Annotated in this window: 18 protein-coding genes and 2 pseudogenes; 9 read left to right on the plus strand and 11 right to left on the minus strand. The window is 41.0% G+C overall.

The features are described 5' to 3' along the window. Positions 1 to 117, plus strand: a pseudogene (locus tag FTU66_RS12065) (IS982 family transposase); the annotation flags it as partial. Between the two features lie 6 nt (positions 118 to 123). Here FTU66_RS12065 and FTU66_RS12070 read toward each other — a convergent pair. The 5 genes from FTU66_RS12070 to FTU66_RS12090 all read right to left on the minus strand — a co-directional run bounded on the left by FTU66_RS12070 (position 124) and on the right by FTU66_RS12090 (position 4,706). After that, positions 124 to 1,155 carry a glycosyltransferase gene (locus FTU66_RS12070; protein WP_180112863.1) on the minus strand — a complete coding sequence of 344 codons (1,032 nt, stop codon included), beginning with the start codon at positions 1,153 to 1,155 and terminating at the stop codon, positions 124 to 126. Next, a complete protein-coding gene (locus FTU66_RS12075) occupies positions 1,152 to 1,922 on the minus strand; it encodes a glycosyltransferase family 2 protein (protein ID WP_180112864.1) in 771 nt (256 codons plus the stop codon). The genes FTU66_RS12070 and FTU66_RS12075 overlap by 4 nt, the downstream gene beginning before the upstream one ends. Then, complete coding sequence (locus tag FTU66_RS12080; RefSeq protein WP_180112865.1) at positions 1,919 to 2,671, minus strand: polysaccharide deacetylase family protein; 753 nt, start codon at positions 2,669 to 2,671, stop codon at positions 1,919 to 1,921. Before FTU66_RS12080 ends, FTU66_RS12075 begins: the two co-directional genes overlap by 4 nt. Continuing rightward, the gene (locus tag FTU66_RS12085) at positions 2,671 to 3,699 is read right to left on the minus strand and encodes a glycosyltransferase (RefSeq protein WP_178318717.1); all 1,029 of its coding nucleotides are present in this window, start codon (positions 3,697 to 3,699) and stop codon (positions 2,671 to 2,673) included. Before FTU66_RS12085 ends, FTU66_RS12080 begins: the two co-directional genes overlap by 1 nt. Before the next feature lie 116 nt (positions 3,700 to 3,815). After that, the gene (locus FTU66_RS12090; RefSeq protein ID WP_180112866.1) at positions 3,816 to 4,706 is read right to left on the minus strand and encodes a mitochondrial fission ELM1 family protein; all 891 of its coding nucleotides are present in this window, start codon (positions 4,704 to 4,706) and stop codon (positions 3,816 to 3,818) included. Between the two features lie 403 nt (positions 4,707 to 5,109). Here FTU66_RS12090 and FTU66_RS12095 point away from each other — a divergent pair. Beyond that, positions 5,110 to 5,657 (plus strand): annotated as a pseudogene (locus FTU66_RS12095) (transposase); the annotation flags it as partial. A gap of 147 nt (positions 5,658 to 5,804) precedes the next feature. On the opposite strand, the gene ilvC reads toward FTU66_RS12095, so the two are convergent. The 4 genes from ilvC to FTU66_RS13675 all read right to left on the minus strand — a co-directional run bounded on the left by ilvC (position 5,805) and on the right by FTU66_RS13675 (position 9,806). Next, positions 5,805 to 6,821 (minus strand): ketol-acid reductoisomerase, encoded by a 1,017-nt coding sequence (gene ilvC, locus FTU66_RS12100; protein ID WP_004974988.1) that lies wholly within the window; start codon positions 6,819 to 6,821, stop codon positions 5,805 to 5,807. A 127-nt stretch (positions 6,822 to 6,948) separates the two neighbouring features. Next, positions 6,949 to 7,440, minus strand: a complete 492-nt coding sequence (gene ilvN / locus FTU66_RS12105; protein WP_004974986.1) for an acetolactate synthase small subunit — start codon at positions 7,438 to 7,440, stop codon at positions 6,949 to 6,951. Beyond that, the gene (locus FTU66_RS12110; RefSeq protein WP_096902629.1) at positions 7,437 to 9,164 is read right to left on the minus strand and encodes an acetolactate synthase 3 large subunit; all 1,728 of its coding nucleotides are present in this window, start codon (positions 9,162 to 9,164) and stop codon (positions 7,437 to 7,439) included. Before FTU66_RS12110 ends, ilvN begins: the two co-directional genes overlap by 4 nt. 507 nt (positions 9,165 to 9,671) lie before the next feature. Continuing rightward, complete coding sequence (locus tag FTU66_RS13675; protein ID WP_257222110.1) at positions 9,672 to 9,806, minus strand: hypothetical protein; 135 nt, start codon at positions 9,804 to 9,806, stop codon at positions 9,672 to 9,674. A 130-nt stretch (positions 9,807 to 9,936) separates the two neighbouring features. On the opposite strand from FTU66_RS13675, the gene FTU66_RS12115 reads away from it, so the two are divergent. The 4 genes from FTU66_RS12115 (at position 9,937) to holA (ending at position 14,805) form a co-directional block, all read left to right on the plus strand. Continuing rightward, positions 9,937 to 10,275: a DUF4124 domain-containing protein gene (locus FTU66_RS12115; RefSeq protein WP_373684828.1), complete on the plus strand. Its 339-nt coding sequence runs from the start codon at positions 9,937 to 9,939 to the stop codon at positions 10,273 to 10,275. A 130-nt stretch (positions 10,276 to 10,405) separates the two neighbouring features. After that, entirely contained in the window at positions 10,406 to 13,027 is a 2,622-nt protein-coding gene (gene leuS / locus FTU66_RS12120) for a leucine--tRNA ligase (protein ID WP_180112868.1), read from the plus strand. A gap of 225 nt (positions 13,028 to 13,252) precedes the next feature. Then, positions 13,253 to 13,783 carry an LPS assembly lipoprotein LptE gene (lptE, locus tag FTU66_RS12125; protein WP_168419087.1) on the plus strand — a complete coding sequence of 177 codons (531 nt, stop codon included), beginning with the start codon at positions 13,253 to 13,255 and terminating at the stop codon, positions 13,781 to 13,783. Between the two features lie 23 nt (positions 13,784 to 13,806). Continuing rightward, complete coding sequence (holA, locus tag FTU66_RS12130) at positions 13,807 to 14,805, plus strand: DNA polymerase III subunit delta (protein ID WP_180112869.1); 999 nt, start codon at positions 13,807 to 13,809, stop codon at positions 14,803 to 14,805. Between the two features lie 50 nt (positions 14,806 to 14,855). Here the strand turns inward: holA and FTU66_RS12135 are convergent, their stop codons facing one another. Next, positions 14,856 to 15,305 carry a bacteriohemerythrin gene (locus tag FTU66_RS12135; protein WP_004974971.1) on the minus strand — a complete coding sequence of 150 codons (450 nt, stop codon included), beginning with the start codon at positions 15,303 to 15,305 and terminating at the stop codon, positions 14,856 to 14,858. A gap of 413 nt (positions 15,306 to 15,718) precedes the next feature. On the opposite strand from FTU66_RS12135, the gene FTU66_RS12140 reads away from it, so the two are divergent. The 3 genes from FTU66_RS12140 to FTU66_RS12150 are packed head-to-tail and all read left to right on the plus strand — an operon-like array spanning position 15,719 to position 20,487. After that, positions 15,719 to 17,053 (plus strand): efflux RND transporter periplasmic adaptor subunit, encoded by a 1,335-nt coding sequence (locus tag FTU66_RS12140; protein WP_180112870.1) that lies wholly within the window; start codon positions 15,719 to 15,721, stop codon positions 17,051 to 17,053. Between the two features lies 1 nt (position 17,054). After that, entirely contained in the window at positions 17,055 to 19,028 is a 1,974-nt protein-coding gene (locus FTU66_RS12145) for a MacB family efflux pump subunit (protein WP_179990020.1), read from the plus strand. 22 nt (positions 19,029 to 19,050) lie between these two features. Next, positions 19,051 to 20,487: an efflux transporter outer membrane subunit gene (locus FTU66_RS12150; protein ID WP_180112876.1), complete on the plus strand. Its 1,437-nt coding sequence runs from the start codon at positions 19,051 to 19,053 to the stop codon at positions 20,485 to 20,487. Between the two features lie 96 nt (positions 20,488 to 20,583). Here FTU66_RS12150 and FTU66_RS12155 read toward each other — a convergent pair whose 3' ends face one another. Further along, positions 20,584 to 21,852, minus strand: coding sequence for a sensor histidine kinase KdpD (locus FTU66_RS12155; RefSeq protein ID WP_167846286.1), 1,269 nt, complete (start codon positions 21,850 to 21,852; stop codon positions 20,584 to 20,586). Positions 21,853 to 22,134: the final 282 nt, after the last annotated feature.

A 22,134-nucleotide genomic window follows, 5' to 3' on the forward strand; every position in this document is an offset into this window, starting at 1 on the left:
AAACATCGTTCGATTGCTGGTTTTTTAGCAGGCGTATTTTCTTCACTATGTGCGTATCAACTTTGCCAAAAGAATAAGCCTAAAATTCATGTGATTAAATCTTTGGCTTATCCGTAACTGGGGTTATTTTAGCAAATGCTCATAAATATTGAGCGTTTGCTGTGCCATGGCTGTAACAGTTAACTCTTGCTTTGCTTTCATAAATAAAGGAGAAAAGTCCGCTTGTGCTTGTACAGTTAAAGCATTTTCTATTGCTTGTTGTAACTCTTTCGCTTGTCCTATATTTGCAAGATATGGCTCTGGCAACCATTCAATAACACCATTTACACGAGTAGATGCCATCGTTTTATTTGCTTGTAAAGCTTCAACCATCACTAATGGAAATCCTTCACGATCCGAGGACAATACAACAACATCAGCGATTTGGATTAAATCACGAGCATCTGTCCTAAAACCTAAAAAAGCAACACGATCTAGCATTTTTTGTGCTGCTGTTTGTTGCTCTAAATCTGAACGTAATGACCCATTACCAACAATAAAAAGATGTGCATCTATATTAGACATTGCGTCAAGCAGTAAACTTATATTTTTTACAGGCTCTAAACGTCCAATACACATTACTATTTTTTTAGAAGAATTTAATAAAGAATATTGAGTATAAATTTCAGATTTTAGTTGTTGTTTTTGCTCGTCAGATAAATTTGGTTGTGTATATACCCCATTATAAACCACATATGCTTTTTCACTAGGAATTTCTTGCGTTAAAGCCTGACTTACTGCAATAACGGCATCTGCAAAAGTATAAATTGATTTGTTCTTTTTCGTACCATGGACTGTTGTTACAAATTTAACAGGTTTTAGCCATGTTCTTATTTTAGAGACCAATTCAGCAGCTTTTCCTGCTTGTGCATGTACAATATCTGGATGAATTTTATTAATAATAGATTTTAGCTGGCAAAGTAAAAATATATTCCAACGACTACGAGAAAAATCTACAGCATGAAAACATACATGCGCATTAAATTTATCCACGTAGCAAGGGTGTGCAATAATATGTACTTCATGTTGCTGAGATAATTCGTTAACCAAGTTAAAAGTGTGTTGTTCTAAACCACCAACACCACCACTTGTTGCCAAAACTTGAACAATCTTCATAGATTATCCTGTTTATTTTTCATTTTATGATGTTGCTCAAATAATTTAGCTTCCTTTAAAAATGCATAAAAAGCATTTACCATGCTGTTTACAAAGCCCCTCCACCCATTTAAGCAGCTACGTCTAATAAAATAAGACTTTACAAAAGTGAGAGGCATGACTAAAACCAACTTTAATAAACTCGGCGCTTTACCCTTTTGGTATTTTTCTTGTGCTTTTAATTCAGAATATTGATTATTCTTTTCAACTTTAATAAGAATACTTGATTCACCATAATGGTAAATATCACCTTCTGCACGAACACTCTGACCATCTACAATCACATTTTCATGCACTTTATTTTCTAAGTCATATCGCCCTTTAGACTTGCGAAAAAAACGTACCTTGGCATGCTTTTTTGTATGTTTACTATTGGGAACACCTAAAAACACATCGTTAATTGGTGTAATTAAAGCATCAAATTGATTACTTTGTATCGTTTGCTCAATTTCAGCTTTTAATTCAGAAGATAAAACTTCATCACCATCTAAATTTAAAACCCAATCATTTTTACATTGCGCCAAAGCTAAGCTTTTTTGACCAGCATAGCCCTGCCAATCTTGATGAGAAATCCGCGTATTGGGAAATGATTCTGCAATAGCATAAGTATGATCTGTACTGCCTGAGTCTAAAATAATGACCTCTGAAAAGTCTTTTACACTTTCCAGTGTACTCTCAAGCCATTCAGCACAATTTAATGTTACGATATAAACACTACAAGGAATCATAATTTATATCGTCCTTTGGCTAAAGCAATACGCATTTGCAAAGCATTCATTGCGCCATGTGTACTGACACGTGGAATATTAAATTGATTAGTTTCTGTATAAGCTTCTACTTTTTTACGTGTAGATACAGCATTTTTAAAACCAATTTTTTTTGCCATTTGTTGATGCTTCTCATTAAAACGCCCAAATGGATAAGCAAAGCTTAGACATTTCCCGACTAAAACTTCTACATCTTTTTTTGATGCCTGCATTTCAGCAAATGCTTCCTCATCAGACAATTTCAGCAAATTTACATGATGCTGAGTATGTGCACCAAACTCAATTAAGCCAGAAGCTGACATTTCTTGAATTTGTGCTGTATTTAACTTTTCAATACCTTCAATTTGTGTTGCTAAATAAATTGTTGCCTTCACATTATATTTTTTGAGTAAAGGAAATGCATACTGGTAGTTATCCTGAAAGCCATCATCAAATGATAAGGCAAAAACATTACTCTGCCCCTCATACTGGTCAAGTTCGGAAACGAAACAAAAAATAGCCCGTTTTTTTACCAAATACTGCAACAACTGTTCAAATTTAGCCGGTGGCATATTCATACCTGAAGCTTCTGCATGGGGGGTTACTTGATGCAACATCACGATACGTGGCAATTTTGCACTGCGTAATGGTAACCAAAAGGTATAATTACCCAATAAGTAAAGTATTGCAGCAAAAACAATTAAACCAAGTACCACATAAACAAACCACATTAGATATACACCTCATATGCCCACTCATATGCTTCAGATAACGGCTGATCAAAAGTAACTTCAAGCATAAATTGAGTAATACGTTTAGCATTAAAACTATGACGCGTTTTGCTCCAACCCAATTCTGCAATTTTTCTTGCCTCATCAGGATGATCTGCATAGTACTTAATTTTTTCAGCTAAATCATTTTGGTCGTTAAAATAGACAATTTCTTGTTCACTATACAGTTTTTCAAAATCAGGGATACGAGGGCTAAAAGTCAACAGGCCATTACCCGTTAACTGCACAATACGATCTGAACTGTATAAAGTTACATCGTTTTTACGTGAATAATTTAACCCCATACGCGCTTCTGAAAGCACTTTATAATAACCTTTTCCATACACGCCAGCTTGCTCAAAACAACCATAATATTGGTATTTCAATGAATGTGCTTGGAGAGTATTTGCCAAGTCTTTCAAAAATTTTTCACGTTCTGGTTCTTTATAAACAACACCACAGAATATAAATTCTTTATCAATATTTGTAGATTCAAATTGTTTTAGTATTTCAACATTTGAATGCCCGACGTTAGGAAAATAAGCTACTTTTAAATTTGGCTGTTTCAATTTTTGAAGATATTCTCCACCAGTCGTACAAAAAATAGCATCTAAATATGGAGAAAATTCACGAACAAAACCAAGTTTTTGCTCCAAATACAAAGGATCAACATACCAAAATGCAATTTTTGTCTTTGGGAATTGTTGCTTTATCTCTTTTAACACCGTTGGACTCATTAAATCGCTATGTCCAATCAAAACTAGATCTGGTTCTAAATTAGAAACTATTTTAAGAACTTCTTTATTTGCCCAATTTGCCCCTAATTTTTTTGTTTTAAAAATAGTTCCCATTCTAGCCATATCACGAAAACTAAAGTCATATACAAAATGACCATTTTCAATCAAACCCGCAGAAATCTTACGGTCTGTACAATAAAAATGAGCACCTTGTTTGTTGAATCCAAAATTCGCAATATGTAATATTTTCATAAATCACTCAAGAAACAAATGAATGTTCCATTTATAGATTGGTATATTTTAATCGTTGTTAAAAAAGAATAATAGGATATAAGCTAGTCCATCATAACAATTTAAACAACTACAACTCATTTAACTAGCATCCTATTCGCCACACGCTCTGCTTCTTTAAAAGCAGTCGTAGAATATAATTCAGCAATTTGTCTAGCATTCGATACAAGTTTTTGATCAAGCAAATGCTGTACCGAACGGGTGATACGATCCTCTTTCACTCGATCTATCTGAATAAGCCCGACTTTACAACCTGCGGTGAGTGCCTCATATATCATAGACACACTATCTTCAGTCACCCAAACAGCTTCCGCTTTTTGCATTTCTTCAAAAATCCAGCCCTGCGGCGTTTGTTCAACTGGAAAAATTTGCAGTTGTGAAGCAAAACTTTGCTGAGCCAATGTCACTAAAAAATCAGCAGGTGTACGCCTAGAACTCGTCAAAATAATCTCACACTGCTTATTCTGCAGCACAATCTGTTCAATCGCAGACAATACCTTATCTGCATTCCAAAGATGCCGTTTAGATGAACCACCTAATGCAATCAAAATACGGTTTGGAATGTGTCGCTGCTCATTTTCAATGGGATTCAACGCACCTTGTGTAACAATCACATTTTCCCGCTCTAGCACACCATCATGTTCAGGAATAACCACATGATCAAACCAAGATAATGGAAAATTGGGTTTCATTAAAATGACAGTTTTCGCACATGGAAAAACTTTGCCCATCAATAAAACACGTAATTGCGTATGACTACCTACTCCAAAAATATAATCAGGTGGCTGCGATACTGCAGCATGTTTTTGTTTTTTATATGCGGTCAATAAACTCAACAGTGGTAAATGATCAATTGAAATTTCTTCAAAAGTCAGATCAATATTTGTTTGCTTGTGCATTGCCTTAAAAAGACCCAATGCTTGAGAGCGATGACCTGCCTTACCATCGCTCACATATAAAATATGCATATTCACCCACCAGATCTAAAGCACGAATAGCATCATTTTACTAGATCAAAGCATTTAAAGTAAGCAAAGCTACATATCCTCAATGACTCGAAATATAAACTTCATTGAACTGTCACAGGGTTTGAATCCGCCTTTTCAGATTCAATGAGTAATTGAACCGCTCTTTCTCTAATTTCGGGAGTATAGTTTGGTTTTTTCATCGGAATAGTCTCTCAGAATATTGAGTCTCCGACAAACCCGGTACGGTTCAAATTGCCTTAATAGATTGACCTTGTTGATGAAGTATTTGGATTGTCACTGCTTGCTCCAAAGTTAACATGTTGAGCAGTCCAAAAAGACCACTATATTAACCAAGGGGGTCAATTTTCAAATGCTGTTGGGGGGGGGTCATTTTTACATTGCCGCTAACAGTAAATTCCATGAACTGCATGTGACCGGGAAAAGTCAGGTCGCTGAACAGGCATTAGTGCTGATTCAGAAACTGTATGCCATAGAAGCAGAACTCAGGAAAAAGACCGATGGTACAGCGGAAGACCGCCGCGAATACCGACAACAGCATAGCCAACCGGTGATGCAACAACTATATGAATGGCTCAACCAACATCATCTGACGGTGCCATCGAGTTCTCCCACCGCCAAGGTCATCAATTACACTCTGAAGCGTTGGCCAGCTTTAATCCGCTATTTGGATGATGGCAATCTACCGATTTGCAATAATTGGGTAGAGAATCAAATGCGACCTTGGGCCTTAGGGCGCAAGAACTGGCTGTTTGCTGGCTCGCTGCGCAGCGGCCAGCGAGCGGCGAATATCATGACTTTAATCCAGTCATCAAAGCTGAATGGCTTGGATCCGTATGCCTATTTAAGTGATGTGCTGAAAAGGCTGCCGACGCATAAAGCGACCCAAATAGAAGAATTACGCCACATCGCTGGAAATCCAACTCAAATTAAAAAATAGGCATGGGGTTCAGCGGACGCTTACAGCGCAAGGAGTGAAAACACAGTTCTGAGCGAAGCGCAAGGCACGTAACATCCTTTACTTCACTCATAAAAAAACCCTTATATACAATAAGGGTTTTTTAAAGATTAAACTAAAACTTAGTTTTTCTCTTTGTCTACGATTTTGTTTGCTTGGATCCAAGGCATCATCGCACGTAACTTGTTACCCGTTACTTCAATACCGTGAGCCGCGTTTTGACGACGACGAGCAGTCATTGATGGGTAGTTCAACGCACCTTCTTGGATGAACATTTTCGCATATTCACCAGATTGAATACGTTTAAGTGCATTGCGCATTGCTTCACGTGATTGTTCGTTAATCACTTCAGTACCAGTTACATACTCGCCATATTCAGCGTTGTTAGATACTGAATAGTTCATGTCAGCGATACCGCCTTCGAACATCAAGTCAACGATCAATTTAAGCTCGTGTAAGCATTCGAAGTAAGCCATTTCTGGTGCATAACCAGCTTCAACAAGAGTTTCGAAGCCCATTTTAACCAATTCAACAGCACCACCACAAAGAACTGCTTGCTCACCAAATAAGTCAGTTTCAGTTTCTTCACGGAAAGAAGTTTCGATGATACCTGTACGACCACCACCCACACCTGAAGCGTAAGAAAGTGCAACGTTACGTGCATTACCAGAAGCATCTTGATGAATCGCGATAAGATCAGGAACACCTGAACCACGTTGGAATTCAGAACGTACAGTGTGACCAGGTGCTTTAGGTGCAACCATGATTACATCTAAGTCTGCACGTGGAACAACTTGGTTATAAAGTACAGAGAAGCCGTGAGCAAATGCTAAAGTTGCGCCTTGCTTGATGTTTGGCTCAATCACGTCACGATAAAGTTGTGATTGGAACTCATCTGGAGTCAAAATCATAACTAAGTCAGCTTGAGCAACAGCAGCAGGAACTTCAGAAACTTTAAGACCCGAATTTTCAGCTTTTTTCCAAGAAGCAGAACCAGCACGTAAACCTACAGTTACGTCTACGCCAGAATCTTTAAGGTTAAGCGCGTGCGCGTGACCTTGTGAACCGTAACCAATGATCGCTACTTTCTTAGATTGAATGATAGATAAGTCGCAGTCTTTATCGTAAAAAATTTGCATTGCTGTCTCCGCTAAAATGCTTAGGATTCCTATCTTACTCAAGTACTTGTCTATTCAGTACTTGAGTAAGCTCTCCATCCTTTGAGATGGAATGAATTCGATGAGTAAAATTAACTATGAAATTTAGTTAAATGGTTAAAACTTTTTCGCCGCGTGCGATACCTGACACACCTGAACGCACAACTTCTAAAATGGTGTTTTCAGCAATCGCGTCAATAAAACCATCTAATTTTTCAGTTGTACCCGCAAGCTGCACCGTATAAGTCGTTGGTGTGACATCCACAATTTGACCACGGAAGATGTCTGCAGTACGTTTAATTTCAGCACGTGCAGCACCCGATGCTTTGACTTTAATCAGCATCAATTCGCGTTCAATATGCGGGCCTTCTGACAGGTCGACCACTTTAACCACTTCAACCAATTTATTCAGTTGTTTGGTGATTTGCTCAATTTTATGATCATCACCATACGTGGTCAGTGTTAAACGTGAAAGCGTTGGGTCTTCGGTTGGTGCAACGTTTAAAGTCTCAATGTTATAACCACGCTGAGAGAATAAACCCACTAAACGAGAAAGCGCACCTGATTCGTTTTCAACGAGAACGGAAATAATGTGTCTCATTCTGTGCGCTCCCCTTTACCTAACCACATATCTTTCATGGATTGACCCGCAATTTGCATCGGATAAACGTGCTCTGTACGGTCAACCATTACGTTAATGAATACGCATTTGTCATTAATCGCCATCGCTTCTGCAAGCTTAGACTCAAGCTCATCGGCATGGTTAATTTGAATACCAACGTGACCATAAGCTTCCATCAATTTAGGGAAGTCAGGCAATGAGTCAACATAAGAACTTGAGTGACGACCTTCATAGTTCATGTCTTGCCATTGTTTAACCATACCTAAAGCTTGGTTATTCAAGCATAAGATCTTAACGTTTAAACCATATTGCTTACAGGTAGAAAGCTCTTGGATACACATCTGAATCGATGCTTCACCCGTGATACATACAACCTGTTGATCTGGATACGCCAGTTTAGCCGCCATAGCATACGGTAAACCTACACCCATAGTACCTAGACCACCAGAGTTCAACCATTGACGTGGACGCTTGTACTTATAGTAGTTCGCGCCAAACATTTGGTGCTGACCTACGTCAGAAGTAATGATCGCATCACCATTGGTCACTTTGTCTAAAGCTTCAACCACTTGTTGCGGCTTCATCGTGCCATCGGTTGGTTTGTCATATTTCAAACCATGAACTTTACGCCATTCATTAATCTGATTCCACCATGCAGCAATCGCTTCAGGGTTTGGCTTGGACACATTTAATTGCTTCAATTGAACCAACATTTCCTGAAGTACAGGTTCAACCGCACCTACAATTGGAATGTGTGCCATGATGGTTTTTGAAATTGTCGCAGGGTCAATGTCAATATGAATGACTTTGGCATTTGGACAGAATTTTGCAGGGTTATTGGTTACACGGTCATCAAAACGTGCACCAATACACAAAATCACATCGGCATTGTGCATGGTCATGTTGGCTTCATACGTACCATGCATGCCCAACATACCAATAAATTGTGGATCATTACCCGGGAACGCGCCCAAGCCCATTAATGTATTGGTTACAGGGAAGCCCAAGATGTGTGCAAGTTCAGTCAATTGCTCAGAAGCATTGCCTTGTACAACACCACCGCCTGAATAAATCACAGGACGTTTGGCATTTAATAGCTCATCAATTGCTTTGCGAATTTGACCTGAGTGACCACGATGCGGTGGTTGATACGAACGCATCTTCACTTTTTCTGGGTATTCGTAAGCAAATTTTTCTGCTGGGTTGGTTGCATCCTTAGGAATATCAACCACCACAGGACCAGGACGACCTGAAGATGCAATATAGAATGCCTTCTTAATCACTGAAGGAATTTCGCTTGCATGACGCACTTGGAAACTGTGTTTTACAATCGGACGTGAAATACCCACCATATCGGTTTCTTGGAAGGCATCTTCACCAATTAAGTGTGTTGCAACCTGACCAGACAAAATCACCATTGGGATTGAGTCCATATAAGCCGTTGCAATTGGAGTTACCGTGTTGGTTGCACCAGGACCTGAAGTCACCAGTACCACACCTGTTTTACCTGTTACGCGCGAGTATGCATCTGCCATATGACCAGCAGCTTGCTCATGGCGCACAAGATAATGATTAATTTTGTCTTGTTGAAAGAACGCATCGTAAATATGAAGTACTGCGCCGCCTGGGTATCCAAAAACATGCTCAACGCCTTCGTCCGCCAATGCGCGAACGAGCATTTCACCACCAGATAAAAGTTCCAACGTGATTCACCCTAGTCTTATCACTGCAAAATGGGAGACACCTGCAGTGTTTTGTTCATTAATTCCTGCACTGTTATAGCACACATATTTCATAGTTTTCATGGCAATAGGAAAAATTTCCGATCTGATTACCGTATAAGCAATATGAGATCTAAAACGTGTTGGGGTAAACACATTTTATAAGCTTTGTTCAGCTTCTCGGCTAGAGAAGTTGCCCATTGCATGACATGACACTTATTCGAAGGGTGATCGATCTAAGGCACATAAAACTAAAGTGTGCATTTTTGTAGTTTCATCGACTAAAGTCAAGTTTAAAAATCGGCTTTTTCTGCTTTATTCATAAACAGTGCATTTTTTAAGCTTTGTGCTGCACTTCACAATTTCCACTCAAATCCAATATCCCCATATAAAACATATAATTTCAGACACTTGCCTTATTTTCTATAAAATTTTGACATTAAAATCATAATAATAAAGAATAAGTCAAAAAAAATAGACATTGTTTATTTATGAATTGGCTTTAAATTTGACGTCATTTTTAATGAACACAGCACCATGAACATCGTCTATTTTTAAAGCCGTTTCGCTCTTCATCAAATAGCGCAGGTTATCGTGTAAAAAAGCCCCTAAAAGTGCTGTCATCCTGACACATCCTTGCTAAAATTTAGGCAATTTCATCTTTAGTTTATTCAGGTCTGCTTTTGCACCTTTACTCAGGACATTTACAATGAAAAACCACGTTCGTCGCTTGAGTTATCTTTCTGCAAGCTTGATGTTAATTTTAGGCACCAGTGCGGTATCTGCAAAACAATACTATAAATGGGTCGATGCAAAAGGTTCGACCCATTACACCACCACACCTCCACCAAAAACTGCCAAGAAAAAAGGCAAAGTCGACACCTATGGCTGGAGAAATTCAGCACCAACCGTTGCCACTCCTGCAAATCCTGCTGACAACCCTGCACCTACTGCTGCAAATACAACAAACCAACATGCGACACCTACCACAAATCATCCTGCAGGAAATCCAGCTATGGATCAGCAACAACGTGAAGCCAATGCAGCTTTAAATCAGGCACAACAAGAACGTGCCAACCCACAAGTTTTTTAAGTTTTAAGCCATAAAGTACGACTCGCTTAAATTTTCCTGCACAATCCAACGCGCAAAATTCAATTTAGCTGCATTTTGCGCTATGCTGTGTGACACACTTTTTTTAACCGTTTATTCCTGATTTAACCTTATGACTACTCACATTGACCCTGAATATCAAGCCAGTGCGATTGAACCCCAAGTCCAAAGCGACTGGGAATCTCGCAAAGCCTTTAAAGTTGCCGACACAGTCGAAGGTCCACATCGTTATATCCTCTCGATGTTCCCTTACCCAAGCGGCAAACTGCACATGGGTCACGTGCGTAACTACACCATTGGTGATGTAATTAGCCGTTTTCACCGTTTAAAAGGTGAAACCGTCTTACAACCTATGGGTTGGGATGCTTTTGGTTTACCTGCAGAAAACGCAGCGATTGCGCATCAGGTTGCCCCAGCTAAATGGACTTTTGAAAATATCGCCTACATGCGCGACCAATTGAAAAAACTAGGTTTGGCAATAGATTGGGATCGTGAATTTGCCACTTGTACTCCAGAGTATTACCACTGGGAACAATGGTTATTCGTGCAACTGTATAAAAAAGGGTTAATTTATCGCAAACTCTCGACAGTCAACTGGGATCCTGTCGATCAAACAGTTTTGGCCAATGAACAGGTCGAAAATGGCCGTGGTTGGCGTTCAGGTGCATTGGTAGAAAAACGCGATATTCCAATGTACTACTTCCGCATTACCGATTATGCCCAAGAATTATTAGACGATTTAGAAACTTTAAAAGATGGTTGGCCGCAACAAGTCTTGACCATGCAGCGTAACTGGATTGGCCGCTCTCAAGGGATGGAAATTACCTTTCCTTCGGCAAATCCTGAAATTTATGCAGATGGTCTGACTGTATTTACAACGCGTGCTGACACGTTAATGGGTGCAACTTATGTGGCTGTTGCTGCAGAGCATCCTATGGCGTTAAAAGCAGCAGAAAACAATGCACAATTAAAAGCCTTTATTGAAGAATGCCGCATGGGTTCTGTGGCAGAAGCTGACCTTGCCACTGCCGAGAAAAAAGGCATGGCAACAGGCTTATTTGTGAAGCATCCTGTGACAGGTAAAGAGTTACCAGTTTGGATTGCCAACTATGTGTTGATGTCTTACGGTTCTGGCGCAGTAATGGCCGTGCCTTCACACGATGAACGCGACTTTGAGTTTGCTAATAAATTCCAATTGCCAATTATTCAAGTGATTGATGCCAAAGGTGCTGAAGATACGGACTTTAACGCAACTCAGTGGCAAGAATGGTACGGCTCTAAAGAAGGTAAATTGGTCAATTCAGGCGAATTTGATGGTTTAGATTTCCAAGCAGCATTTGATGCACTATTGGCAAAATTAGAACCACAAGGTTTAGCCAATGTAAAAGTACAATTCCGCTTACGTGACTGGGGTGTTTCACGCCAACGTTATTGGGGTTGCCCAATTCCAATGATCAACTGTGAAAAGTGTGGCCAAGTCCCTGTTCCAGAAGATCAACTGCCTGTGATTTTACCTACCGATGTTGTGCCAGATGGTTCAGGCAACCCACTCAATAAAATGCCTGAATTCTACCAAACCACCTGCCCTTGCTGTGGTGGCGAAGCACGTCGTGAAACCGACACTTTGGATACTTTTGTAGAATCATCTTGGTACTACGCACGCTATGCATCTCCAGACTTTACTGGCGGTATGGTCAAACCAGAAGCTGCGCAAACTTGGTTGCCTGTAAACCAATATATTGGTGGTGTAGAACATGCGATCCTTCACTTATTGTATGCACGCTTCTTCCACAAACTTATGCGTGATGAAGGTGTAGTTCAAGGCAATGAACCATTCACCAATTTGCTGACTCAAGGCATGGTACTGGCAGATACCTTCTACCGTGAAGCAGAAAGCGGTAAGAAAACTTGGTTTAACCCTGCCGACATCGAACTTGAAAAAGACGAAAAAGGCCGTGTGCTTTCTGCAAAATATATGGGCGATGGTCAAGCTGTGATTGTTGGCGGTCAGGAAAAAATGTCGAAATCGAAAAACAACGGTATCGACCCGCAAGCGATTATTGACCAATACGGTGCAGATACTGCACGTGTGTTTATGATGTTCGCAGCACCACCTGATCAGTCTTTAGAATGGTCAGATGCAGGTGTTGAAGGTGCTAACCGCTTCTTAAAACGTGTATGGCGTTTGGCGGCAGGCTTCCTTGAAAAAGGCAGCAATGCAACAGCTATTGAAAGCAGCAAACTTGCTACAGCAGCGCAGGACTTACGTCGCAAAACCCATGAAACCATTCAAAAAGTGGGCGATGATATTGAGCGTCGTCATGCATTCAACACTGCAATTGCAGCATTGATGGAACTCTTGAATGCTTGCAACAAGTTTGAAGCACAAGATGAACAAGACCTTGCCGTTGAGCGTGAAGCGATTGTGACCTTATTAACCTTGCTCGCACCTTTTGCACCACACTTAAGCCAGACCTTATTGGCACAGTTCGGAATTGAGTTAACTTCAACCCTCTTCCCAACCGTAGATGAGTCTGCCTTAACCCGCAACACACAAACGATTGTGGTGCAAGTCAATGGTAAATTACGTGGCAAGCTAGATGTAGCTGTAGATGCATCTAAAGAGGACATCCTTGCACTGGCCAAAGCTTTACCAGAAGTACAACCTTTCTTGACTGGCCCAACCAAGAAAGAAATTGTAGTACCAAATAAGTTAGTGAATTTGGTAGTTTAAATCCTTAAGTTCCATCTCCTTTTAGGAGAGGGCTAGAGAGAGGTAAATATATAACCCCTCATCCTCTTGCGGAATATATTCCTCATCCCTGAGGAGAAGGAACTTTCTGAAGGATTTCACAATTTCCAAACAAAGCCCGTTGTCAGTCAACGGGCTTTGCACCTACAATCAAGATATTCTCAACTTCCGCTTTTAAACCTTCAAGAATATTACAGAGGACAACACATGCACTTTAGCCAACGTTTAGCAGTCATTGTTTTAACTTGCGGACTCAGTGCTGGTTTAGTCGGCTGTGGTTTTCATTTAAAAGGCACCAATCCAAGCATTGCGCCAGTGGCCTATTCAAAAATGAGTCTGGCACTCCCTAGCAATGCCGAAGAATTAGAAGAAAAGCTCTCTATTCACATGGGCACAGCAGGCGTCCAACTCAGTAATGACCCAAATGCTTATGTGTTGCGTGTATTGGAATATACTCCACGTCGCCTAGAGTTGAATGGTAAATTGGTTGAAACTTTATTACGTTTAAGTGTGACATTCCGCATTGAAGATGCGCAAGGCAACCCTGTGACTGAACCCCGTACCGTCATGGCAAGCCGTAGTTACCAATATGATGTGGCAACAGTAAACACTGATGATCAGGAACAAAAATTTTTAAGAGAAGTGATTATTGATGATGTTGCGCAGCAAATTGTGCGTCAAATTTCATCTAACCGTTTACCTTTGGTCAATCCACCAGTTTACACACCTAGTAAATAAGCGACTTGAGTTCAGATTAATCTATGAAACTTGACTATCTACAAGCCCTAAAACGTGTTGATGAAGCACGTGGCGCATGGATTTTGCATGGTCAAGAACCTTTACTCGAGCAAAACTTGCTGGATGCTTTTCGTGCAAGTTGGCAAAAACAAGAGATCGAACGCCAACGCTATGATTTAAATAGCGTTAGCGACTGGAAAAATGTATTTAATGCTTTAAATAGCTTATCCTTGTTTTCTAGCCAATTGGCCGTAGAAGTGCACGGCAACATCAAGCCTGATGCCACCACCCTAAAACAACTGAAAAGCTATATTCAGCATAATGAACAGAATTTGCTGTTGGTGATCATGCCCAAACAGGACAGCAACAGCTTAAAATCCAGTTTTTTCCAGTTGATTGATGCCAACGGAGTCAATGTTGCGCTGACCGCCAATTACCCCAAAGATCGACAGCAGATTTTGGCCATAGAAGCAGAAAAATTAGGTATCCAATTAGGGCATGATGCATGGCAATGGTTAGAGCAGCACCATGAACACAACCTTTTGGCTGCCAAAAATAGCTTGATGCGGGTGAGTGACACCTTTCCTGAAATTCAACAGATTCAAATTGAACATTTGCATGCCTGTTTACAAGATCAATCTCGTTATAGCACTTATGATTTAAATGATGCTTTACTGACGGGAAATCTAGCGCAAGCTATGAAAATTTTTCAATACCTCATGGCTTCGGGTGAAGCCATGAGTTTAATTTTGTGGAGCATCAGCAAAGAAATGCGCTTACTGATGCAATTATTTGAACAACCACAAAATGCTTTGCAACTGGGTATTTGGAAAAACAAAGTCAGTGTTTATCAGCAAGCTTTGCGACGTTTAAATCCAAATAGTTTCTTGCAATGGCCCGCCCTATTATTGCGTATTGATGCCGCCATCAAAGGGATGTCCAAGGAAAACCCTGAACATTTGGTGCTACAAGCCATTACAGAACTCTGTGGTAAAACGCTGTTTGCTTCTCACTCGGCTTAATTAAGCAGACTTCATCAAATAATTTTTAAAATCATCTGCTTTTCAGAGGATTAGCTAAAGAAACGTGCAAACCAACTTTTGCCTTTTTTCTGTTCCTGTGAACGCAAATAATGCAGCATATTGTCGCGTACCGCATCGACATAATCCTGATCATCATGCTGAATATGGTTAATCAACCATTTAGACAACAAACGATACAAATCATGTTCTACCGATTCGCCATTGGCAAAACGCTGACGGCAATCATTCAAACGCTTCACAAAGAGTTCGTGAATACCACGATGTGATGGTAAGTATTGATAATTGACCTGTGACAACAAGTTTTCTTCAAAGCTAAAATGCGATTGCGTATAGTCAATCAAGTCATCCAAGACTTCTTTGATTTGCTCCCGCGCACCTGTCGCCCGAATTTTTTCCAGCGCATTAATATAGTCCAGAATTTGTCGATGTTGATTGTCAATCACATCAATTCCGATATTAAATTTCTCACTCCACTCCATGATTTACCCCTCAGATTTTTTGCTTAACATCATGTTTTATTGCATCGTCCCGATGCCGTATTATCCTAATGATTAAATCCATAATTATTTTATGGAATTTGATACTAGCAGCTTTTAATTCTTAAATCCATATAGAAAATAAGGTTTTTTAAGCAACTTAGACCATAGTTGTATTTTTCAGCATTTATCATAAAAATTCATAAAATTATCATAGAGATGAAACAAACTACCCCACCTCGTTAATAGATGCTATTTTCACTTTTTTTATGGATGTAATACCGTACTCAGACTGTATTAAATCTAGCTCAAACCACTAATAAATAATTCTCATTTGCAGTTTCTTCAAAAAATTCACGATTTATCCTTATTTCACTTCTATAATCCTTTTAATTTCTTTTTCTGTTTTTTGACTCATGCCAAAAATAAAATCGACCAAACTTATTGCGGGAATTATCATTGCGCTGATGCTAGCATTTGCCGCTTGGTATTTTTTAAAACCCAAAGAACAACAACCGCAATACATTACTGCCGAAGTGAGCCGTGGAGATATTGAAAGTGCGGTGTTGGCAACAGGCGTACTTGAAGCCACCAAAATGGTCAGTGTTGGTGCGCAAGTTTCAGGTCAAGTCAAAAAAATGTATGTCGAATTGGGTGATCAGGTCAAACAAGGCCAATTGATTGCCCAAATTGATTCGGTACGTCAAGAAAATGAATTTAAAACCGCACAAGCCAGCATTAAAAATCAGCAGGCACAATTGGCAGTCAGACAAGCCAATCTCGCCAAAGTCGCAGCAGAATATCAACGTCAACAAGCCATGTATGCGCAAGATGCGACATCACGCGCCGAACTTGAAACGGCCTTAGCTAACTATAAAACCTCGCAAGCAGAAATTGCTGCCATTAACGCTCAAATTGAACAATCACGCCTAACTTTAGACACGTCTAAAGAAAATTTAGGTTACACCCGTATTCTTGCCCCGATGGATGGCACTGTCGTCGCAATTGTGACCGAAGAAGGTCAAACCGTGAACGCTAATCAAAGCGCACCCACGATTGTTAAATTAGCTAAACTTGACACCATGACCGTGAAAGCAGAAATTTCTGAAGCAGATGTGATGAAGGTCGAAGAAGGTCAAACAGTTTATTTCACTACCTTGGGCAACAGCGAGAAAAAACATTACGCTACTTTACGTCAGGTAGAACCTGCACCCAAATCCATCAATACCGAAAGCAATAACAACACCTCATCATCTTCAAGTTCTGCCGTGTACTACAACGCTTTATTTGACGTACCAAATGAAGACGGCAAGCTACGCATCAATATGACCGCACAAGTGTCCATTGTTTTGGCAGAGGCACGCAATGTACTGACCATTCCTGCTGCTGCAGTTCAAGGTGCAAACCGTTCACGCAGTCGTAGCAACAGCAATAACTCAGACAGCAACGCACGTACTGAACGCAACAATACCGATGCCAGCTCTGCCAAACGCCCTGCCCGTTTGGAATTGACAGCCAATGAAAAAGCCTTGGTTGATCAAGGTAAAGCCTCTTTAGGCATGGTACGCGTGCTACAAGCCGATGGTTCAGCTCGACCACAATCGGTATTGCTTGGCTTAAACAACCGTGCAACGGTACAAGTCATTCGCGGCCTAAAACTGGGCGATCAAGTCATTATTGCCGATGGTTCTGACACCTCAAACGATGCGGCGAAGCGTGGTGGTCGTGTTGGCCCATCAGTGAGAATGTAAGATGAGTCAGTCACAACCTCTGTTAGAGGTCACCAATCTGACCCGTGAATTCCCTGCGGGTGAATCTACAGTGCAGATTCTCAAAGGCATTGATCTGAAAATTTACCCAGGTGAATTGGTTGCCATTGTAGGTCAGTCGGGTTCGGGAAAATCCACCCTCATGAATATTTTGGGCTGTCTGGATCAACCCACCACTGGCAGCTATAAAGTCAAAGGACGTGAAACCAGACAACTTGAAGCCGATGAACTGGCACAGCTCCGTCGTGAATATTTTGGTTTTATTTTCCAGCGCTATCACTTATTGGGCGATTTAAGCGCTGCGGGCAACGTCGAAGTGCCTGCAATTTATGCAGGTGTCGATGTTGAAGAACGACAAGCACGCGCGACTGCGTTGCTCAGTGACTTAGGTCTAGCCGATAAAACTCAAAACCGTCCAAGTCAGCTTTCAGGTGGACAACAACAACGTGTATCGATTGCACGTGCCTTGATGAATGGTGGTGATGTGATTCTTGCCGATGAACCCACAGGTGCACTCGACAAGAATAGCGGTATTGAAGTGATGCGGATTTTGCGTGAGCTGAATGCCAAAGGTCACACTATCATCTTGGTCACACATGACCATAATGTCGCTAAAAATGCCACACGGATTATTGAAATCAGTGATGGGCTTATTATTTCTGATCAGCCCAACACACCTGCCAATCAGCATGATATTGCCCAACAAACCTTGCAACATTCGCCACAAAAAAGAACTTCAGCTTGGCGCTCTGTAATTGATCGTTTAGGTGAAGCCTTCCGCATGGCACTGCTGGCGATGAATGCGCATCGCATGCGTACCTTTTTAACCATGCTCGGGATTATTATCGGGATCGCTTCAGTTGTATCTGTTGTGGCACTCGGCAATGGTTCACAGAAACAAATTTTAGAAAATATCAGCAGTTTAGGCACCAATACCATCACCGTATTTCAGGGGCGAGGTTTTGGGGACACCTCTCGCTCCTCTCAAGTCAGAACACTGGTTCCTGCCGATGCCGATGCTTTAGCAGAACAACCTTATGTCGATGGTGTCAGCCCTTCAGTCAACAGCAATGTCACAGTACGCTTTAAAGACACAGAAGCTTCTGCCACAGTCAATGGTGTGAGTGAAGACTTTTTCTATGTACGCGGCATGAATTTCCAGTCGGGTCAGCCTTTTGACAAACACAGCGTACTGGAACAAGCGCAAGATGTGGTGATTGATCACAATACCAAAAATACTTTCTTTAGTGATGGCAGCAACCCAGTTGGGCAAGTGATTTTATTAGGCAGTGTACCCAGCCGTATTATTGGCGTGGTCGAAGAACAAAAAAGCATGATGGGCAATGCCGACAGCTTAAATGTGTATTTGCCTTACTCTACGGTAATGAGTCGCATGCTCGGTCAAAGCCATGTGCGCAGCATTATTGTACGAGTCAAAGATGAATATCCAAGTGCTGCAGCAGAAAATGCCATCCTAAGTCTGTTGGTACAGCGTCATGGTGCGCAGGATGTATTTACTCAAAATGCCGACAGTATCCGTGAAACCATTCAGCAAACTACCGCCACCATGACCTTACTGGTTTCTGCTATTGCAGTGATTTCACTGGTGGTCGGTGGAATTGGCGTAATGAACATCATGTTGGTCTCTGTCACAGAACGCACCCAAGAAATTGGGGTACGCATGGCAGTCGGCGCACGACAAAGCGATATTTTGCAGCAATTTTTAATTGAAGCCATTTTGGTGTGTATTTTAGGCGGTGTACTTGGCGTCTTGCTCGCACTCGGAATTGGGCAATTGATTAATCATGTGGCAGGTGGAACCTTTCAAATGGCGTACTCCACCACCTCGATTGTAGCCGCTTTTGTCTGTTCAAGCCTGATTGGAATTGTGTTCGGTTTTATTCCTGCACGTAATGCTGCCCAACTGAACCCTGTCGATGCGCTATCTAGAGAATAAGGAATTAGAGTAAGGAATGATGATGCGATTTAACCAGAAGTCACGACAATTCAGCCAACTCGTCACTGCGCTTTTTCTTGGCAGCAGCTTAGTGGGTTGTGCAGCCGTAGTCAAAACACCTTATCAGGCACCTGCTGTAAATATTCCTCAACAGTTTGAGCAGCAGCAAAAAAGCCAGCAAGTCCTTGCACAACTAAATACAGACCGTTGGTGGACACTCTTTCACGATGCTGCTTTAAATCAATTGGTTGAACAAGTCTTGGCGCGCAACAGTGACCTCGCGGTTGCAGGACTGAATTTACAACAAGCCAGATTACAAGCCAAACAAAGCCAAAGTCAGCAAGGTGTCCGGATTGGCAATGCAGGTATTTCTACAGGGCATCAATTTAGTTTAGAGGGCAATGGTGATACAGCGCGTGGGATTTCGCTGAATTATCCCGGACTGAGCTATGAATTGGACTTATTCGGTAAACTTGCCAATCAGACTGAAGCTGCACGTTGGGAAGCCTTAGCCACCCAACAAGACTTACAAGCCACCGCACAAAGCCTGATTGCAACCACTGCCAATTTATATTGGCAATTGGGTTATTTAAATGAACGCTATGTTGTCGCACAACAAAACCTTGCCAGTACGCAAAAAACGTATCAATTGGTCAGTGCGCAATATCGCGCGGGTGCAGTTTCAGGATTGGATTTAAACCAAGCCGAACAAGCCCTGCAAAGTCAAAAATCAACCTTGAGCCAAATTGCACAGCAAAAAGTTGAAACACGCACCGCCTTGGCAGTTTTACTGCATCAACCTGTGCAAATGTTGAATATCAATGAACCACAGAGTTTAGCCGCTGTTCGTTTACCGAATATTACTGCTGGCTTACCTGCAGAACTGCTGTCACGTCGTCCCGACTTACGTGCAGCCGAATTACGTTTACGTAAAGCCTTGGCCAATAAAGATGCCAATCGAGCCAGTTATTACCCATCCATCAGTCTTACAGGCACACTCAGTACAGGTGTCGGTACAGGCGCGCATACCTCTTTAAACGATGCCCTAAAAAACCCAATTGCCACTTTAGGTGCAGGTTTAACCCTGCCATTTTTGCAATGGAATGATATGCAGCGCGATCTAAAAGTGAATGCTTTGGAATATGAAAAAGCCATTGTGCAATATCGACAAACTTTATATAAAGCCTTTGCCGATGTCGAAAATGCACTGTCAGCACGAACCGCGCTGAATCAACAAGTCGCGCTGCAAAGCCGCAATTTAGCACTGGCAGAGAAAACTGAACGCTTAACTGAGGTGCGTTATCGGCATGGTGCGATTGCCTTAAAAAACCTGCTAGATGCACAAGAAACCACCCGCAATGCACGTTTAAGTTTATTGCAGACCAAGCAAAACCAATACAACGCCTATGTGACTTTATTGCAAGCGTTGGGTGGTAGTCCGATTCAAAACATTCAATAATGCAAGAGTTGATCTAAATTGATCACGATAAAAAAAGCCTGTGGATGATTTTAAACATCCACAGGCTTTTGCTTGCTTTGTATATAAACTTTGAAATTAAGTTTTCTCAGATAATAACGCTTCTTTACTTAATACTTGATGGCTACTGGTCGCAATTGGCAAACTGACTTTAAAAGTCGTTCCCACACCTTCTTTCGATTCCACCACAATTTGCCCGTGGTTCAAATCGACAAAACGCTTACACAACACCAAACCTAAACCAATACCCTTTTCACCTGCAGTGCCTTTAAAACTAACAGTAAGTTTAGGCTCGAACAGCGTTTCGAGTTGTTGTGCAGTCATGCCCAAACCCGTATCTTGAATATAAATATCCACACTGGTTTCTGTTTGCTCTGCACGTAAAATGACTTTGCCTGTGCCATCGGTAAAGGTAAATTTCAGCGCATTCGACACCAAATTTTGAATCACCGAGGTAATCATGTTGATGTCTGCATAGACTTTTATGCCTTCATCCACCTGATCAATTAGCTCAATATTCTTTTTAATGGCTAGACTTCTTAAAACATCACAGACAATTTTAGTCGATTGCTTCAACTCAAAATTGATTGGATGGTAGACAAACCGTCCGCCCTCAGCCATTGCCCAATTCAACAGACTTTCCAATAAATTGTAGGTCGATTGCGCGGTATCGAATAAATAGTCCGCAATATTTTGAATACTCGAATCATCCAAAGTTTCACGCTCTTGCGCCAAAACTTCAGAAAAACCCAATAAACCATGAAAGGGTGCACGCAGGTCATGTGCAATAATCTGGAAAAACTTAGTTTTACTAAAATTTAAAGCCGACTGCTGCTCATACAGTTCTTTTAACCCGACATAATCAACTTTTAATTCAGTATAACGCACCAAACCTGCTGCGAACTCGGCAACCGTAGGTACTGCGCCCAAACTGAATTCTTCATGATGATGATCAAACAACAACAGCTGACCAATCGATTCACCATCGGTTTTAAGCAAGTCCAAGGCAATTAAGCGTTCAGCCTCTATACCCAAACTTGCAATATGCTGCACAAAGTTAGCATATTGCGGATGCTTGGGTTCAATCAATTGCTGACCCTGAAAGAATGCACCTAGCTGTGCATTTGGATTGGAATGAAAAGCTTTAAAAGTTTCGTGACTGGAATACCAAATATAAGGTTCATTGCGAAAGGTTAAAATAGCATGCTCAACCTGCAACATTTGACGGGCAAGCTTCAAAAAACCATCAATTTGGTTAGTTGGCGTATGTACGCCCAATAATAACGAGAGTGTGCAAGCACTGAGTTGCTCCGTTTCGGGACCAATTTCAAGCAACTGTATTTTCATTTTTGCCTCGTTAATTAAAGTTTGACACGTTATGAATTATTTTCTCTTCAAAATTCGTCCATTGAATTCAGAGTTAACCTACAAACTTTAACACAAAACATAAGCTTTCAAAACAATTTAAAAACTGTGCAACAAATCGCTGCCTCTTCTTTCATGCTTTTTTTTCATCTATGTATGAATAAGAGTTGAGATCATGATGAACCACGCTTTCAGAGGAATCGAACTGCTTCAAAGCAGCAAAAAAATACGCCGATTTTTGTAAAATTTAGACCATAAAAATAG

This window comes from Acinetobacter sp. YH12131, from assembly GCF_013418635.1.
Taxonomy (GTDB): domain Bacteria; phylum Pseudomonadota; class Gammaproteobacteria; order Pseudomonadales; family Moraxellaceae; genus Acinetobacter; species Acinetobacter towneri.